Source organism: Chroococcidiopsis sp. TS-821 (genome assembly GCF_002939305.1).
Classification (GTDB): domain Bacteria; phylum Cyanobacteriota; class Cyanobacteriia; order Cyanobacteriales; family Chroococcidiopsidaceae; genus Chroogloeocystis.
Map to the genome: position 1 here is coordinate 1,006,939 of NZ_MVDI01000001.1, position 16,555 is coordinate 1,023,493.

Genomic DNA, 16,555 nt, shown 5'->3' on the forward strand with positions numbered 1-16,555 from the left:
GCTATTAGAGATAGATTTGATACTCAAATAGCAACAGATTCTAAAGCTTCCTGAGACATCAATTTAGATTCTTTTATTGGCTTTTTCAAGATTATAATATATTCTGTATTTTCTACCTCAACCATCCCAAAACTCAATATATGAGTTACTAATTTAATTGACTGCCATAAGAACCCCATCAGGAAATACTTTTTGCGGAGTCTCGTTTGTTTTGGAGATTCGTAAGTGCTGAAGTACTCAATCGAGAGTTCATTCTCTTGAGCAAATTTCTTAATTGACGCAGGTGAAATAGAAGATCTTAAGAAGGTGCGAAAAGGTGCTCTATCTTCAATTCCGGCCAATTTTTGACCAAAGATAACCCTATATGCCCAAACATGAAACCAATGAGGCGTATACTTTGTGATTATTCCCTTTAAAGAAAATATGTTGGGAGAAGCGATAATAATAATTCCATCCTCTTTAAGAGCTTTTTGGCAGTTTAATAAAGCTTTTTTTGGTTGCGGTAGATGCTCTAAAACCCACCAACATACAATTAAATCAAAAGTTGATTTTGGCAGCTTATAAGTTTGGATATCACCTTTGATTTTCTCAGTAAGAGTATTGTTTCTTTGTAGTTGTTTCTCTGAAACATCAATACCAACCATATCTTTGGGTTGAGTGAGATGAATGCGACTGCAGGAACCGCATCCTACTTCTAAAACCTTTAAATAACTTTTATTAGCTAATTCTTTATCAAGAAATTTTTGTGCTTTATCAATTTCAGATTGTAATATATTGATGTATTTTTTCATTTTTTTCTCCTATGAAATAATGTTTTAACTAGAGCTTGGTAGTAGTAATTTTCTCGCTGGTTTTTGTAAAGGCTCTCGAAAAACAGCCCCAAGAAAAATTAAGCCAGGGGCTACCAGGTAAGCAGTCATATTAAGGCTATCAACGAACGTATTGCAAAATATTATTAAGAGAATATGAAGTGCACTTTTAGCTGTTTGGCTTCCTTGGGAGCGGATAACTAAGCTTATAAAGCTACATGATAAAGCGATGCCAAGAGCTAAAACACCAACAATACCATTAATAAATAGTAAACCAGTCCAATTATTATGAGTGCCAATATTAACATCTACGATTCTACTAGGACCTGAATCAGTAACACCATGACCAGTAATTGGTGCTTCTGCCCAACGTCGGATAGCGATTCTGTCTAAAGCTTCGCGGTCGCTGTTAGAGTTCTTGCGTAAGCTCCGCATCCAATCTTTAAAGGACGCGATCGCACTCATTAAACTTGATGCGAATAAACCAGTCACTAAACTGGACAAACCAGCGGACAGCCAAAGAAACGGGCGCTGAAAACTAGACAAAATTTGAGTAGCAATCCAAGCAGTAGGTAGAGCTAACATATTAACTCTAGAACCAGAAAACCAGCACATGAGAATTGACGCAAAGATGCCAATCCATCGCAGTCGTAGGTTTTTTTCTAGGAGGCACAAAGGTAAGAATACATTACCGACAAAACCAATAACAGTAGCCCAGGGAGCAAATAAAGGTAGACGAAGCCAGCCATTTTCAATAGTGAATAAAGTGACAAAAAAACCTAATCTTGCTCCACCAAAAAAATTGAGGGGAGCAGTATAAGAAATATTTAAACGTATTAATGATGCTAGATAGCAAAAAGCTAGATAAATAAGGGATTGAAAACTTAAAAGGCAAACAGCGCGACACACTAACTTTGGTCTGATATTGAGGCAGCCAATTAGGGGAAATAAGGCTAGAAGTGCCCATCCTTTAGCCCAACCAAATGTAGCCTTTATGAGACTTGCTTTTCCTAAATTGAAATCGGCATGACCAAAAATCGTGGCAAATTCTATCGCTGCCATGGCAACGATCCATACCCAAACTTCCCAAGGGATAGCGATATTGTTACATTCAGAGGCGTTGTCTTTTTGCAGCCACAGCTTTCTAATGAGATAGCAAGTTAGTATCCAAGCGATCGCGGGAGGAACGTAGTAAAGTAAGCCTGTAAAATAGAACCCATAAGTACCCAGAATAGAATACCAAATGACTTTTTCTTCAAAATTACAAGGTTTCATTGGCACAGGTGATTGCGTGAAATCATTGACAAAACTTACTTTTGTGTCACCTCACTGAGCGAGAAAATGACATCACCAGTAAGCGATCGCACTTCAATATTTTGCTTGTGGAAGTTTGGTACAGCGATTAGGCAGGCTCAACTTGCCTAGGAAGTCTTGATGGGCGTTGACTGAGCGAAAAGAGAAGAAGTCCAGTCGTTAAAAATAGTGAGGCAAAGCTAGCACCGGCAAAAACGTAGAATGATTTAGGCGAACTTGGCGAAGTTGGTAAGCTTGGTTCTTCAATTAGTTGAATCTGAGGATAAGAACCAAAAACATCAGAACTACGCAGATCGAGTTGAGTAATTGTGGAGGAGAAGATTGCTTCTGCAATTTGTACGTCCCGCCGGAGGTTATTTTCTAAAATCTGCTGCTGCGTCAAAGTTTTGAGCCGATTCTCAAGTATTCGCATCTGTTTCTCTAGTTCGAGAGCTTGTGACTGTAATCCTTGTTTATCTGCTTGCACGGACACTAACGCATGCAGCAACTGCTGTCGCGGTGGGCTATTGTTGAGGTTAAGTTGCTCCAGATATTCTAGAGTTACAGGCTTATTCAGCAGTGCTTGACTGCGTGCTAACATTGCTGTTCGAGAAGCTTCTTGTTTCGCTTGCTCGTTAATCACAGACGGATTGTGAGGTGTCAAGCGCGAGTTTAAATCAACCAGAGTTGCACTAGACTTACCGTTGTCACTTAAAATTTGTTGAAAGTAGGGGTCAGTTTGCAGGTTAAAAGCCTCTGCTGCTTGTTGCGGTGATAGCTCTAAAATCGTTGATAGTTGTTGTAAACGAGCATCTGACAATTGATGTTGTGCGATGATTTGTACTTGCTCTTTGCGCAAAGCCTCAATGTTAGAAGAAAGCTGAGCAATTTGATTGTCAGAGTTTAATTCAGAACGAGCTTGAAAAGTAGAAAGTCGCTGCTGAGCTTCTTTTAGCTTTTGCCCTGCCTTAGAGAGAGCTGATTGTAATCGTATATCCTTTTGCGCTGCTTCTTGAGTTCTCAGCTCGTTGAGTCTTTCCTCTAAAGCTTCATGCAAAGCGAGAGACTTGAGCTGTGCTTCATGAGGAGTTGTTCCCTCAAATTCAAACTCGAGGAGCATTGTATCATCCATAAGCTTGATTCGAGGTTTACCAAAGTCATCTACATCCATATTCAGCTTGCTAGCTGCTGCTTGTAGTACAGGTTGGGTTGTAGCGATATATTGATAGTTGGCGCGGGGATCGTCATACTTACTACTGTAGGGTGACTGAGCAGATGAAGAAGCGGTTCCAATCCCAGGTAAGTTGACATTAGCTTGCTCGCCGCCTTTAGGTAAAGCAACTGTCCAAGAACTCGTGTATGTGCGCGGTGCCGTTTGTAAATAAAAAAACGCGATGCTCCAAATAGCCGCATTGACTATACCCAAACTCAGATAATTCAACGCCTTCCAATTCAATTTTGTAGGCACAAAGTGAGGAATTCTTAAAGTTTCTGTCATCTTGGTCGATCTTGATTAATAAGTAGTGAACAAAAGTAGGTTTCAGAACCTTATGAGTTCTCCTCGATGTTAGGTTCTGTAGCCATTGAAGAGATGCTTAAGACATAGTAGAAGCTTGAAACTATCGTCACTAGTTTTTGACCCTGACTTCTGACTTTTGCTATATGTAGTGTTCTTAGCCAACTAAGGCAGAAGCTGTTTTTAACATTGATTTGCCTTCGCAATATTCAGGAATTGCAGCACCCATAAGGTTGAGGATTGTCGGTGCTAAATCGAGTGCATGACCTACTGGTAAACTGGACCCAGGAACAATATCTGGACCTTTTGCTAAGAAAAAGCCTCTAGAACGATGGCTACCTGTGCGAAAATAAGGGACCGGACCAATACGACCAAAAGTAGGGCTATCAACGACATCAGTTGCGCGTTCTTCTTGCCAAATCACGACTAAATCAGCATCAGGTAACTTCGGATCGTTCTCAGTCGCATCTTGACGCGTACGAATTATCTGTTTAACCATTGGCTTGCCCGTGCGCGCATCGATGAGCCGATACAGATGTTGACTTAGTTCGTCGCATACTGTTGCATATTCCGCAGTTGTAACAATTCCTGCAGGTTCTCTACCTTGAAGATTGACCCGAATGTACCCTTCAGAAAAGCTCGGGAGTGCAAACGCTTTCATTTGCGACCACAAGGGTTTATACCAAAGTGCAGGTTGATAGTACAGAGGCTCAGATTGTTGCTGCAACTGAAACGGAGAAATTAAATCTGGTTGTTGGAAGTTAAGATATGGCTCGAAGCGACCAAAGATTTTACCTGGAGTGTGTTTCCGTAAGAAGCTTCGCAGTAGGTTGCGATCGTGCTTCAGACTCCAAAGTGCTCCAAGAGCGCCCCGCTTGGCACGTCCTGTTATAAGTGGTGGTGTAGGTGGTGTTCCTCGTTCGCCTGCGGCTATTCCTACTCGACCTGGAAAGTTAAATCGATACAGCAGTTCTGGTAGAAACACCATACTGGGAAGGTCCATGACATTGCTACCCATACCGTGTCCGGAAAACACTAAGACATAAGCATTCTCTGGTGCTTGCGCTAAGATTTTGCCGATCGCTCGATCGACAGCTTTGAAAACTGCAAGTAGAGGATCGTCAGTCGTATCGGCTAGTAATGAGTACAAGGGGTGGTCAGGTTGACTAAGATGCCAGAAATAATGTGCTGCTGAATGCGTTTCACCAAAGGCTGTCAAAAATAAGTCCCATGATTCTCGTTGCAGCAAATCTTGACAAATAGCAGCGCGGCGAGCAATCCCTGTAATTAGCCCTTGACGCAAACGGTGCAACGCAGAGACATCTAAACAGCTAGCAAAATCCTTGTGTAATGTAGGATGTTTCCCATGTTGACGCTCTAACTCGTGCAATAGTTGTGGAGGTTGCGACTGGGTCGATGCTAGAGGAGAATGCGCGCCCCAAGCATGAACTTGTATCCCGTTGACTTGTGCGCTGGGTCGGGAGTGCGGTACGTCAAAAATTGCAACTCGAAAGTTGTCTTGAAGCGCATAAAACGGAGGATATTCCGTAAAATCATAGGCACCAATTTCTGTAATGTCATAGCTGTTTTGACGCAATTTTACAGGTGCCCAATAACCTGTTTTCTGCGGAGAACAACCTGTCAAAAAAGTTGTCCATGGCGTTTCGGCTCTATAGTAGTCAAAGTTTCGTAAATGAGTATAAGTTCCCTGCTGGCGAAGGCGACAAAGATTTTTGAGATGCCCTTGAGACATCCATGCTTCAATGAGGGAATTATCTGCCGCATCCAAGCCAATAGCAATTACAGGAGTCTTCATAAAGCTTTTGATAGATATAGACAAAAATGGAGAGTAGGAATTGTCTAAGCTTTCACAAACTGACACAACTATGTACTTTTCGATAGGTTATCTAGTTGCGATCGCTGTTTGTGTCAACATCAGAATCACAATCAACGCATTCAAGTTAGACAAAGAAATTTGTGTTGATAGACGATTGTTTCAATGACGAGACTTATTGCAACTATCAATATAGTCTTGAAACAGCTAATATATTTCAATACATGTAAGTTCAGGAAATTGGGAGAGAATTTAAAATTTATCTGTGGATATAAAGTATGTTTTTGTTTTTAATAAAAAGATTCTCTCTCATATAATATAACAATTGAAGAAAGTCAGGACAGTATAAAAGCTTGTGATTTTGCTATATCTAGCTTTTTGATCTGTGTTATAAAAATAGTAAGACTAGTTTCACCACCATCAAGTTATTTTAATCAAGTTATACTTGACCAAATTCGTGCTGAAGCTGATGGTATTTCCACAATTTACCTCTTTTTTCTAATAGTTCTTGATAACCTCCTTGTTCAACAATCCGACCTTGTTCCAAGACTACTACAGTATCAGCTTTAACAATTGTAGAGAGACGATGCGCGATCGCAATTACAGTACGTCCGACTGAAAGTTTTTCTAAGGACTCTTGAATTAATCTTTCTGATACTGAATCTAAGGCGCTCGTTGCTTCATCAAGAATCAAAATGTCTGGGTTACGCAACAAAGCCCGCGCGATCGCAATCCGTTGGCGCTGACCTCCAGATAATAAGACTCCGCGATCGCCTAGCCGCGTATCAAAACCGTCGGGTAACTTGAGAATAAACTCCAAAGCATTCGCAAGTCGTGCCACTTCCCAAACAGCTGCTTCATCTACATTCTCTGTCCCATACGTAATATTTTCGCGTACAGAAGTATTGAAAATAAATGTATCTTGACTCACTATTGCCATTTTGCGCCGTAGCGAATTCACTTTAAATTTTGGTAGCTCGATGCCATCGATCAAAATTTTGCCACGAATGGGATCGTAAAAGCGCGGAATCAAGTCTGCTAGCGTACTTTTCCCCGCACCAGAAGCGCCAACTAACGCAGTTGTCTGTCCTTTTTTGATTGTTAATGTAATATTGTGCAATACTAAGTTTTGAGGATTATAACCAAAATCAACTGCTCTAAATTCAATTGCTTTTTTAAGTCCATTAAACTGAATATGACCATCTTGTAAATAAGTTTTATTATCAGTTCGCAGCAGTTCTTTAACGTTAACTAACGAACCTTGAAAACTTGTAAATCTAGACCAAGCTCCATTTAAATGTGCAACGACGGGTGCTAGGCGTAATAAAATAAACACAAAGGTTAAGATTGATGCCAGCTGAAAATCTCGATTTGAAAATGAGAGTGTAACGGCGACAGCTAAAATAATTAATAAAACAGTTGTAGAAACTCCCTCGGTTAGAGGTTGTACTAACGAAGCTGCTGCCTTTGCTTTATTATTTGCCTGAAATAATTCATCAAGCGCATTATAGAATCGCTTGCGTTCATACTGAAGTGATGAAAATGCTTTTACAGTACGTATACCACTGATAAACTCTGTTGAGATTGATGTAAATTTTTGCGATGCTCGGACATTATCAAAACTAGCTTGTCTTACCTGTCTTCGCAGTGTCGCTAAACCTGTAGCTAATAAAATAAACATGAAAAGCGACACAACAGTTAGCTGCCAAGATAACCAAAACATTGATACTATATAGACTACTAATGTAAATCCTTTAGCAATAAAAATAGAGGCAACATTACAAGCTAAGCGAATTTGATTGACTTCATTGTGAAGGCTATTGAGGAGTTCGCCGAGGCGCTTTTTAGCAAAAAAACTGAGACTAAGGCTATGTAGCTGTTCAAATAATTGTTTGCGGAGATGATACGTTAAATTTATTTCAGAAAGGCTAGTATAATAGTTTCCTAAATAGACAAAACTAGAACGCAACCATACAGTAAAAAAGATTAAAGCAGTAACTCGATAGAGCCTAGCGAGGGGTGATAGGTTTCCACTTAACAATAAAGTATCAAACCAGCGAATTTTTGTTTGAATATTTGTTAGATTATCTGGTTCGGCAAAATTTGATAAAAACAGCGAGATTAAACCAATTGTAACTCCTTCAAAGACTGCTGCAAGTAAAGAAAACAAAATAGCAGCGATCGCAACGAGGCGGAAGTGTTTAAACTCACGGAGAATAAGATGATTATTTCTCCAGAATTTTGTAGCTTTTAGTAGTCTGTAACTTAACAAAGATGGTTTGAGGCGCACAGCTTTATTCAAGGGTTTCCCTCTAATTTTTGTGAAAACGATACAAGCTAATTAACGCAGATTAGCGATCGGGACTATATGAGTAAGGAAATTTTAAGTTTGCTGCGCTAAAAAGCGAATAGATAAATCTTCAGCAATCTAAGCAAACAACGCTTGTAAAGTACCTAAGTCAGGAACAGACTGTCCGTTAACTCGTTTCATCACGCCAAAGCCGTGATTGTAATCCCACATAGACCAACCAATATTGTATTTCTCTAGAAGCGATCGCACATCCCGAATCCATGTATTGCGATCGTCTGGAGGCGCAACTCTGCGATAAACACCAAATTCATTGCAAGTTAAGCGCACTTGATGTTCTTTTGCCCAAGCAGCAGCACTACTAATAAGTTCTTCAAGCTTTTGAGCATTCCACCGTTGTTTACCATATTCTCGCAAGCGCTTTCTTGCCGTTTCATTCTTAATTTGTGGCAAAATTGCCGCGACTAACTTTGGATTTGAAGGGTAAGGAACATTATGAAAATATCGCAACATATTCCATCCCCAAGTCGCGCCTTGGCTCACAAATGGTCTTGGCGTGTAAAAGTGAAAGTTATAAACGACGTTGGGATCTTTAACTGGAGACAAAAGCTGCAAAGCTGCAATATTATCCCAATTTCTACCTACGCGAAGATTACTACTAGCAATTAAAGTATGGAAGGGCGCACCAGAGCGCATTGCAGCAAGTAATTGCGGTTGAATTTTATACCAGACTTTGGGATCTTTAACATCTGGTTCATTGAGTACTTCTAGAAAAACAAGCTCTGGATCTCTAGTACTCAAATGCTGCGCTAGAGATTTCCAAAATTTGGCTACATTATTGACAAAATTAACATCACGATAGAGGCGTTGCTTAAATCGAGCTTGTGGATGAAGATCGACAATGACACCAAGTTTTTCTGCCAGGATTGTATCTAATGCTCTATCAAGGTACTCTAAATTTTCTTGATTGAGTTTTTCTGGTTGCTTTTCATTGAACAAAACATTAGGATCTATCGGCAAACGCACGTGTCTAAATCCCATCTTTTTAATACGCTGGATATCTTGAGCTGTGACACGAGTTTGAAAATTTTTATGCGTTAAAGGAGCTTGAGCAAACCAATGTGAAAGATTAATACCTTGGGTGAGGCGTGTAAAGCGCTCCTCCTTCACACCTAAAGAGGGTGAAGAGCTAAATGCGAATAATCCTACGATTAATAGACTTATACAAAAAGAAATCCAAAAGTTTCTATTTTTTATGCGAGGCAACAAACTTGTATTCAGCATAATTATGCCTCCATGTCTATTTTATTTAGTATTTATGCGCTGTCAAGCTAATTTGAGTTGAATTTATTTTGAGTTAGATAGCCATAATACAAAAGCCAGGGCCATGTTAAATAAGTAACCTTGTGCCGATCTTCAAGATTCATTCGTTCTTTCCATTGTTCGTCAATTTGAAGCTGAGTGACTCCAGCTTTGAAGCGATTATTATTTCCTATTGCTGTATGATTAGTTGTAAGATTTACTATATTTTCTTCTTCAATAGGTAGGTGTGTAACTTCCACTTGAATTAACTGAAGAATCTGTTGTAAAGCTGCTTTGGGTCTTTGAATAAAATCTTCGTAGTGTAATCTTAAGTAGTGCTTGGGTGAAGAATGCCAAAATAGCTCTATTGCTGAGTTGCAAGCATTCCAAGTCAGACATCCCTCAACAATACTATGCTCTTCCCAGCGATGTTTTTTACGCATTTTGCGCTTTATGCATGAGTATTGCACCGCACGAGGATCGCGAACGAGATGAACAACATATAAATCAATTGTCGGCAGCATACTAAGTGTGTAACTATACAAAGGAGATTTAGAAGAATCAATAATAACTTCGCTGCCAGTCGTTGACTGAATCGCTTGATAGAGCTTTTCAATACTTGATAAATATTTCCTAAACTTAGATTTTAATAGTTGTTGATTTCCAGGAAGTAACATTAAAGGAAAATGCTTGCGCTTTTCTTGTAAGTCTACTATCTCTTGAGCATTAATGTTTTGCATGCCTCCAGGATATTTATCAAAGACTTGTTGCCAAAAACTACAGTCATAAAATCTACTACCACATCCACACCGAAAGTTTTTAATTAAGTTTTCTTTCCAAATACAACGCAGTTCTCCAGCAGAAAAAAAGCCTGTAATTTCTCCTAAGACATTAGCAAGAATAGTACTTCCACTAAATGAGTAGCCAGCGATATAAAGTACTTTAATTTTGTTAGCTTGCATGAGTGATGATATGGTTTCTGAAAATTGTAAGAAGTATAAGATTCACAATGGATTTTATGCTTTGATTGTCTTAGGTTTAGACAACTAATATAGCTTGCTACTGACCCGAATAATCTTGAAGTACAGGCGCTTGGGGAGTTCTGACTATTTGTAAAGCTAGCTTTTCTAGCAGGCGATTTAATGGCAAAGGAAGGAGCCAAAGTGAGTAGGCAGCTATGTATGTTAAAAGAATACGTTGTGGCTCCTCAATAAGTATGTGCCAGTAAGTTAGTAATGATTTGTTCAGTAATGTTACTGCTACAGCACCTGATTGCATCCGCACTGCTGTACGTGCTGTGATGCTAAGCTGATATGCCTTGGATTTGTTTTCCCATTTAGCGATGATTTCTGGTGCGAGATGGCGCGATCGCGCGAGAACTTCATCCCAAACTTCAATAGTTCGCAGAAAGTTCGCAGAAATTCCCCCAGGTTTCACCCGATAAAGGGTTAGCACTTCAGGTATACCTTCAATTTTCCAAGAAGTTAAAAGTCCAATCCGCAGTATGATTTCATTATCTTGCGATGCGCGGTTACGTTCCTCAAAATAACAGCTTTCTGAAGAATTAGCAAATTCGTCTTGAAATTTGATGGCTTCTAAGGTTTCGCGGCGAAATACTGCGGACGAGCCATTACCCAGGGGATTACTACATAATAAATCAGATACTGTAATATTTTTGAGTTTTGGCTTTTGATAGCTCCCTAGAAGTTGCCCAGTGTCATCAATGAAAGCTGAAGGGCTAAAACTAACTCCAACATCCACAGAGCTTTCTAAGTGAGCAATATGCTTAGCAAGTTTTTCTGGTAGCCACAGATCGTCTCCATCAAGAAAAGCCAAATACTCTCCCTGAGCATAACGAATACCAGTATTAAGTGCTTTGGATGGTCCTCCATTTTCTTGAGTAATAATTTTTACTCGTGCGTCCGCAAACTGCTGACAAATTTCTCGGCTGCGATCGCGCGAGCCATCATCAACGACGATAACTTCAAAATTCTGATAAGTTTGTGCAAGAACAGAATTTATTGTTTTTTCTATATATTTTTCTACTTGATAAATTGGAATGATTACTGAAACTTTTTTCATGTTTAAGCACCCATGTAAGATATGATTCAGCTAAGGCTATGTAAAAGTATTAATAAAATCAAGTTTTTTAGCTCGAAGCATTTTAATTTCCTGCAGAATGAACTCAGAAAATTTTGGAGAGACTAGCAACAATAAACAAATTTTTATTAGCAGTACTTGCGTTTTTTTAGTTAACAATAGTGAAGGATGCAAACGAATTGCTTGCCGAAGCTTTTGATATGCTTGTTTAGCTCCGTTACTACCAGCAATATAACTCAAGCATAAATGAGCTAAAAACTCATATATATTAGCTAAGCTTTGATTTTTGAGAACCTGGAGTTCTAAAGGCGCTAGGCGAAATCCACGCTCGCAAACAGTCAAGAGATGTTTCTCCATAACTTCAACTTTTGATGACATGGCAGTGGTGGATTGGCGGTAGATAATTTGATACTTAGGTACGACAGCAAAAGCACATTTAGCTGCTAAACGCAGCCAATAGTCCCAATCTTCGCAAGAGCGTAATGCAGGATCGAAGTATCCTATCGATGCGATCGCTTGCTTGCGTATCATAATATTAGAACCGCTGGCGATAAAATTACTCAACAACAATTGAGGCAAAACATTACCTTGAAAATAGAGTTGCTCTCCTTGATGAAAAGCTGTCCCTTCTTCATTTAAATATAAAGTCCAGCTATAAACTGCATCAGCTTCTGGATGTTGTTGTAAAACAGCTAATTGCAACTCTAGTTTGTCAGGCGTCCACAAGTCATCAGCATCGATAAATGTAATAAAATCTCCTGTTGCATTGGCGATTCCACGATTTCGAGCTTCAGGCAGTCCACGATTTTCATAAGACAACACTTTCATGCGCGGTTCGCGTATACTGGCTAGTTGCTCTAGTGTAGAATCAGTTGAACCGTCGTTAATGACGATCAGTTCAAAATTGAAAAATGTTTGTTGCTGAACTGATTTAATAGTTTGTAATATAGTTTTTTCACCATTATAAACAGGAACAATAACAGATATTTTAGGCATTTTATTTCTCAAATTTTCACGTAGAAAATATTTCTTGAGCTTACTTCTAAATCTAGTTTTATATCGAAGATTTGCTAAATTCATCTAGATGATAAAGGTAGAATCTGTGAGCTATTTTTGTGAATTTTAAAGCGATATCTTCTATGTGGTTATAAAAAAAATCAGGAAGTAGGAAAAGAAAAGAAGCTGCTACCCAAGTAAGAAATGTTCTGCGTGGTTCTTCAAATAAAATACGCCAGTAGGTAGCCACAGAACGATTAATTAGCTTTACTGCTATTGATGGCGATCGCAGAGTAATGGCTCGACGTGCCAAATAGCGCAACTGGTAAGCTTTTGCCTGATTTTCGTATTGAGAAATTAACTCTGGAGAAAAAGTACGTATCTTTTCAATAGCTTGTTGCCAAGAGTCAAACTGTTCTACCCAGTTTGCAGATAGCCCAGAGGAGTTAATTCTATATAATGTTAAAGCTTGAGAAATTCCCTCGAATTGCCAGGAAGTCTGAACGGCTATACGTACCCAACATTCAATATCTTCTGAACGTCGGCATTGCGGATCGAAATAACAACTTTCTACTCGATCGCCCTGCAGTTTAACAAACTTAATTGCTTCAAATACTTGTTTTCGGATGACTGGGGCAGAGCCATTTCCAATTGGATTACGGCAAAGGATATATGGTGGATTGATGCCTTGTAACTTCTTGGGAATTTGATATATACCTAAACGCTGCCCAGCTTCATTGATAAAGGCAGAGCAACTGAAGCTAACGCCAACAGCAGGAGAATTATCTAAATGAGCAACATGTTGCTCTAATTTTTCTGGTAACCATAAATCATCCCCGTCTAAAAAAGCCAGATACTCTCCTCGTGCATGGCGAATACCAGTATTTCTTGCTACAGCTAACCCGCGATTTTTTTGATGAATAATTTTAATTCTAGTATCTGCAAACTGTTGACAAATTTGTACACTTTGATCCGGAGATTCATCATCAATGATTAGAAGTTCAAAATCTGTGTAGGTTTGTGCTAATACTGAAGCTACTGTAGCTGCAATATACTTTTCAACATTGTATACTGGAATAATAACTGAAACTTTTGGCATAAAAATTACTAGCTTAGTAATGTTGGCAAGAAAGTAAATGCGATCGCACTGACAATCTTTTCCTTATAGGGCACTACTTTTCTCGCGAAAAACAACTAACAAAGTTTTTAAAATTAGCTTAATATCATAGAAAACGCTCCACCTTTTTTGATAGTCTAGATCTAGCTTTAGTACCTCATTGAAGTCACAGATTTGTGAGCGCCCATTGGTTTGCCATTGACCAGTAATCCCTGGTCTAACATTAAGACGCTGCCACATTTGTAAAGAGTATTGCTCTACTTCATCACAAGTAGGAGGTCGAGTTCCTACCAAACTCATATCTCCTTTAAGAACATTCCAGAACTGAGGAATTTCATCTAAGCTTGTTCGCCTCAAAAAATAACCAACTCGTGTAATTCTAGGGTCGCTTTTATTTTTAAAAAATGGACCATTGACTTGATTTTCAACCTGCTTTTTCAAATCTTCAGCATTGATAACCATTGAGCGAAACTTCCAAATGCGAAAACGTCTTCCTAGTAAACCACAGCGAGTTTGACTGAAAAAAATTGGACCAGGACTATCTATTTTGATTGCGATCGCAATAGGTACAAACAGAACTAACACTAATCCTAAGCCAACTAATGCACCTATGATATCTATCGCTCTTTTAAGCCTAGACTCTACTGATAAATGCACTTTAATAAGCGGATTTTTTATCTGTTTACGCTCGCTCAAAGAAATAGCACTACTTTTGTTATCAAAAAAAATTGGATTGATTCCAGCTTCTAGTAATACCTTCTGAATGTGCGAATTAATACTCCAAATCACCACATTAGTATTTTTGTGCTGAGCTTTCTGGAAAAATTTAATTAGTAATCCTACACCACTACTGTCAATAAAGGTAATTTGACTGCAGTCAAGAATGATATATTTTGACTTTTGTAATAAAAGATAATGAAAAACTTTGTCTAAATATATGGCATAAGCTAAATTTAAGTTAACAGGTAACTGAATTAAAGGAACTTTGTTCAATACTGAAAAATGTATATCTTTACTTAATGAAGATATTTCTAAAACCATAGCTTTTTCCTTTTATTTAAAGCGGTCATGTAGACGCTTGCAAATATTAGTAGCTGAAATGAATGTTGCAGGAACTCTTCGCGGTAAAGCCAAAAATCTCACTAAATCACCTGGAGACCAAGCAATTGGAACATCAAATTGAGAAAGAGCTTCTGCTAACTCAATCTGATGATCGTCAATATGTTCATTAAACTTTTGGCTCCTAGGTACTAAAATGTATGGTTTAGCAGTAACAGACAAAAGAAAAATTGTACCTTCTCCGCAATGTCCTATAATTATACGAGCTTGCTTGATAAGCCTATGAAACTGTTCTGGTGGAATTAAGGAATAGCTCTTAACTCCAGTAGGCACAGTAGTACAACTACCATATTGAACTATAACTTCTTCAGCTATAAAACCATACTCGATCGAGATTTGAATCCATGACATTAAGCGGTTAAAAGGAAATTGCTCGGTACCAACAGTAACAAGAATCATAGTGTAGCTAGAAAAGGAAAAACCCTACTTAAAAACCTATCATTTCTGCTTTTGGATACCGTGCTTGCAATTGCGGCCAATGTACATATAAAGTATCTAAAAATGGTAAGGCTAATCTGGCAGATAAGCTTAACTGCCTTACTCGTGTAATAGACTCGATAAAAACTGTTTGACTCCCTAACAACTTGGCCAAAATTAAGAAAGGTACTGCTACTCCTGCACCAGTAGAAATGACTAAATGAGGTGTTTCCTGAGAAAGAATTTGCCAAGCTAAATAAACGTTACGTATCAAATTTACTAGATTGCGATTTGTCGGACTCCAAGCCCAATACACTGTTTCTGCATTTAAAGTTGTTTTGGTATTCTCACTATAGAACGTCACCCAAATTCGCTGATGATTTCTCCAAAAAGGATATAAGTTTTGCATTGCTTGAAAATGCCCTCCAGTAGAGCAAACGAGCATAACTTTCATTGTTTGCTACCCAGTTAAAGTGCTTGCGAAATCGTATTGAAATTCAAAACTAGACTTAAGATAGTGTTACGACTGCAACAGATTCACTACCTACAGATTACTTAAGAAATATGACTCAATTCGTTGTATTAATTAACTTCTATATGTTCTAGTGATAATATATAATTGTCTATACAGAGAAGTTCAGAAAACACATTTTGACGCTACTGAACTTAAGACATACTTTTGTTCGCTCAAAAAGAAAACCCAACATTTAGCACGATGAGCTTCTCTTTTGAATTACAATCTACTTACCTATTTGCGTAGGTGTAAAATTATTTATTTCTTATTAAAATATTAACTGCTGATAATGTGTTGATATTCCAACCCTAGTTTTATAAGGTACGACTTACTCAATGGATTTTAAAAAGTTCATAATTTTGTAGTTATAAAATATTATTACTTTTTAATGATATAACTAGAAAAAGTATAAGAATAAATTTATGTATGTAGGGAAAAAACATGATTTTGCGAGCGATAGAGTGTTGCAAAGCTAAATATCTAGGTGTTTGTAAGCGAGCAGAAGCTATTAATATTCTGACTGTTAATTATAGTACTATGCAAACTATATAGTTATTAAATATTTATTGTTTTAAGGTAAGAAATATGAGAATTCAATTAAACTTTATTAAATCCGCAAAAAGTTATCTAGATAACATACTTACAAAAGCAGTACGGCTTAATGTAGTACTTATTAGGTTGAATTGAAAACTATTTTGATAAAACAATGCTCGTAAAACTTCAGACAATCAATCTCTACTATCAAACTAGAGTTCTTTTAGGAAGGATTGAGAAGTAAATTCTTGCTTCGTTAATCTTTTCAAAACACGCATCTATCAAGTTATCATCTACCAGCTTTGTGATGTAGATCACTGACCTTAAAAGAAAACTAACATAGAAGTTGAGGTGGTGGTGAGCGAGTTGAAAGTAGTAATGCTAGGATTTCATCCTGGATTTTGATAGAAGTAGTAGCTCAGTTGAAACTTGTTGAAGACAACTTCAGCTAATCTAGCGATGTACGACTTAACTTCAGAAACATGGAATCTACGGCATTTCGTAGCTAAGTATCGTGCTCTATTTGTTTGATAAATGTACAAAAGTTTGGCTGTAGTAAACCTATTTTCTTCTCATTCTCTCAAGACCTATGAAACTGCTATCTTGAAATTCAACTCGATTCTCACCTACGAAAATATTGGTAATACGTTCTTATTTCATTGCAACGATTCAGTGACATTAGTAACTACAGGCATG

13 protein-coding genes are annotated in these 16,555 nt (G+C 38.1%); all 13 read right to left on the reverse strand.

Annotated features, from left to right (window positions below; all coding sequences use genetic code 11):
• Positions 1 to 23: 23 nt before the first annotated feature.
• A complete protein-coding gene (locus B1A85_RS04630; protein ID WP_104545714.1) occupies positions 24 to 791 on the reverse strand; it encodes a bifunctional 2-polyprenyl-6-hydroxyphenol methylase/3-demethylubiquinol 3-O-methyltransferase UbiG in 768 nt (255 codons plus the stop codon).
• Between the two features lie 24 nt (positions 792 to 815).
• Positions 816 to 2,084 (reverse strand): O-antigen ligase, encoded by a 1,269-nt coding sequence (locus B1A85_RS04635; protein ID WP_104545715.1) that lies wholly within the window; start codon positions 2,082 to 2,084, stop codon positions 816 to 818.
• Between the two features lie 127 nt (positions 2,085 to 2,211).
• Entirely contained in the window at positions 2,212 to 3,600 is a 1,389-nt protein-coding gene (locus B1A85_RS04640; protein ID WP_104545716.1) for a hypothetical protein, read from the reverse strand.
• 175 nt (positions 3,601 to 3,775) lie between these two features.
• A complete protein-coding gene (locus tag B1A85_RS04645) occupies positions 3,776 to 5,434 on the reverse strand; it encodes an alkaline phosphatase family protein (protein WP_104545717.1) in 1,659 nt (552 codons plus the stop codon).
• 457 nt (positions 5,435 to 5,891) lie between these two features.
• A complete protein-coding gene (gene hepA, locus B1A85_RS04650) occupies positions 5,892 to 7,754 on the reverse strand; it encodes a heterocyst formation ABC transporter subunit HepA (protein WP_246841318.1) in 1,863 nt (620 codons plus the stop codon).
• Positions 7,755 to 7,880: 126 nt separating this feature from the next.
• Positions 7,881 to 8,930 carry a glycoside hydrolase family 5 protein gene (locus tag B1A85_RS04655; RefSeq protein WP_168192342.1) on the reverse strand — a complete coding sequence of 350 codons (1,050 nt, stop codon included), beginning with the start codon at positions 8,928 to 8,930 and terminating at the stop codon, positions 7,881 to 7,883.
• A gap of 161 nt (positions 8,931 to 9,091) precedes the next feature.
• Entirely contained in the window at positions 9,092 to 10,024 is a 933-nt protein-coding gene (locus tag B1A85_RS04660; RefSeq protein WP_104545719.1) for a sulfotransferase, read from the reverse strand.
• 97 nt (positions 10,025 to 10,121) lie between these two features.
• Positions 10,122 to 11,144 carry a glycosyltransferase family 2 protein gene (locus B1A85_RS04665; protein WP_104545720.1) on the reverse strand — a complete coding sequence of 341 codons (1,023 nt, stop codon included), beginning with the start codon at positions 11,142 to 11,144 and terminating at the stop codon, positions 10,122 to 10,124.
• Between the two features lie 36 nt (positions 11,145 to 11,180).
• Complete coding sequence (locus tag B1A85_RS04670; protein WP_104545721.1) at positions 11,181 to 12,158, reverse strand: glycosyltransferase family A protein; 978 nt, start codon at positions 12,156 to 12,158, stop codon at positions 11,181 to 11,183.
• Positions 12,159 to 12,216: 58 nt separating this feature from the next.
• Positions 12,217 to 13,257, reverse strand: coding sequence for a glycosyltransferase family 2 protein (locus B1A85_RS04675; protein ID WP_104545722.1), 1,041 nt, complete (start codon positions 13,255 to 13,257; stop codon positions 12,217 to 12,219).
• Positions 13,258 to 13,320: 63 nt separating this feature from the next.
• Complete coding sequence (locus B1A85_RS04680; protein ID WP_104545723.1) at positions 13,321 to 14,316, reverse strand: sugar transferase; 996 nt, start codon at positions 14,314 to 14,316, stop codon at positions 13,321 to 13,323.
• 12 nt (positions 14,317 to 14,328) lie between these two features.
• Positions 14,329 to 14,793, reverse strand: coding sequence for a glycosyltransferase (locus B1A85_RS04685; RefSeq protein ID WP_104545724.1), 465 nt, complete (start codon positions 14,791 to 14,793; stop codon positions 14,329 to 14,331).
• A 28-nt stretch (positions 14,794 to 14,821) separates the two neighbouring features.
• Entirely contained in the window at positions 14,822 to 15,265 is a 444-nt protein-coding gene (gene pssD, locus B1A85_RS04690; protein ID WP_104545725.1) for a PssD/Cps14F family polysaccharide biosynthesis glycosyltransferase, read from the reverse strand.
• Positions 15,266 to 16,555 lie beyond the last annotated feature (1,290 nt).

What these genes read in the sequence shown, in the direction of transcription:
- B1A85_RS04630 (WP_104545714.1), bottom strand. Translation starts at nt 791, where the DNA reads ATGAAAAAATACATCAATATATTACAATCTGAAATTGATAAAGCACAA.
- B1A85_RS04635 (WP_104545715.1), bottom strand. Translation starts at nt 2,084, where the DNA reads ATGAAACCTTGTAATTTTGAAGAAAAAGTCATTTGGTATTCTATTCTG.
- B1A85_RS04640 (WP_104545716.1), bottom strand. Translation starts at nt 3,600, where the DNA reads ATGACAGAAACTTTAAGAATTCCTCACTTTGTGCCTACAAAATTGAAT.
- B1A85_RS04645 (WP_104545717.1), bottom strand. Translation starts at nt 5,434, where the DNA reads ATGAAGACTCCTGTAATTGCTATTGGCTTGGATGCGGCAGATAATTCC.
- B1A85_RS04660 (WP_104545719.1), bottom strand. Translation starts at nt 10,024, where the DNA reads ATGCAAGCTAACAAAATTAAAGTACTTTATATCGCTGGCTACTCATTT.
- B1A85_RS04665 (WP_104545720.1), bottom strand. Translation starts at nt 11,144, where the DNA reads ATGAAAAAAGTTTCAGTAATCATTCCAATTTATCAAGTAGAAAAATAT.
- B1A85_RS04670 (WP_104545721.1), bottom strand. Translation starts at nt 12,158, where the DNA reads ATGCCTAAAATATCTGTTATTGTTCCTGTTTATAATGGTGAAAAAACT.
- B1A85_RS04675 (WP_104545722.1), bottom strand. Translation starts at nt 13,257, where the DNA reads ATGCCAAAAGTTTCAGTTATTATTCCAGTATACAATGTTGAAAAGTAT.
- B1A85_RS04680 (WP_104545723.1), bottom strand. Translation starts at nt 14,316, where the DNA reads ATGGTTTTAGAAATATCTTCATTAAGTAAAGATATACATTTTTCAGTA.
- B1A85_RS04685 (WP_104545724.1), bottom strand. Translation starts at nt 14,793, where the DNA reads ATGATTCTTGTTACTGTTGGTACCGAGCAATTTCCTTTTAACCGCTTA.
- pssD (WP_104545725.1), bottom strand. Translation starts at nt 15,265, where the DNA reads ATGAAAGTTATGCTCGTTTGCTCTACTGGAGGGCATTTTCAAGCAATG.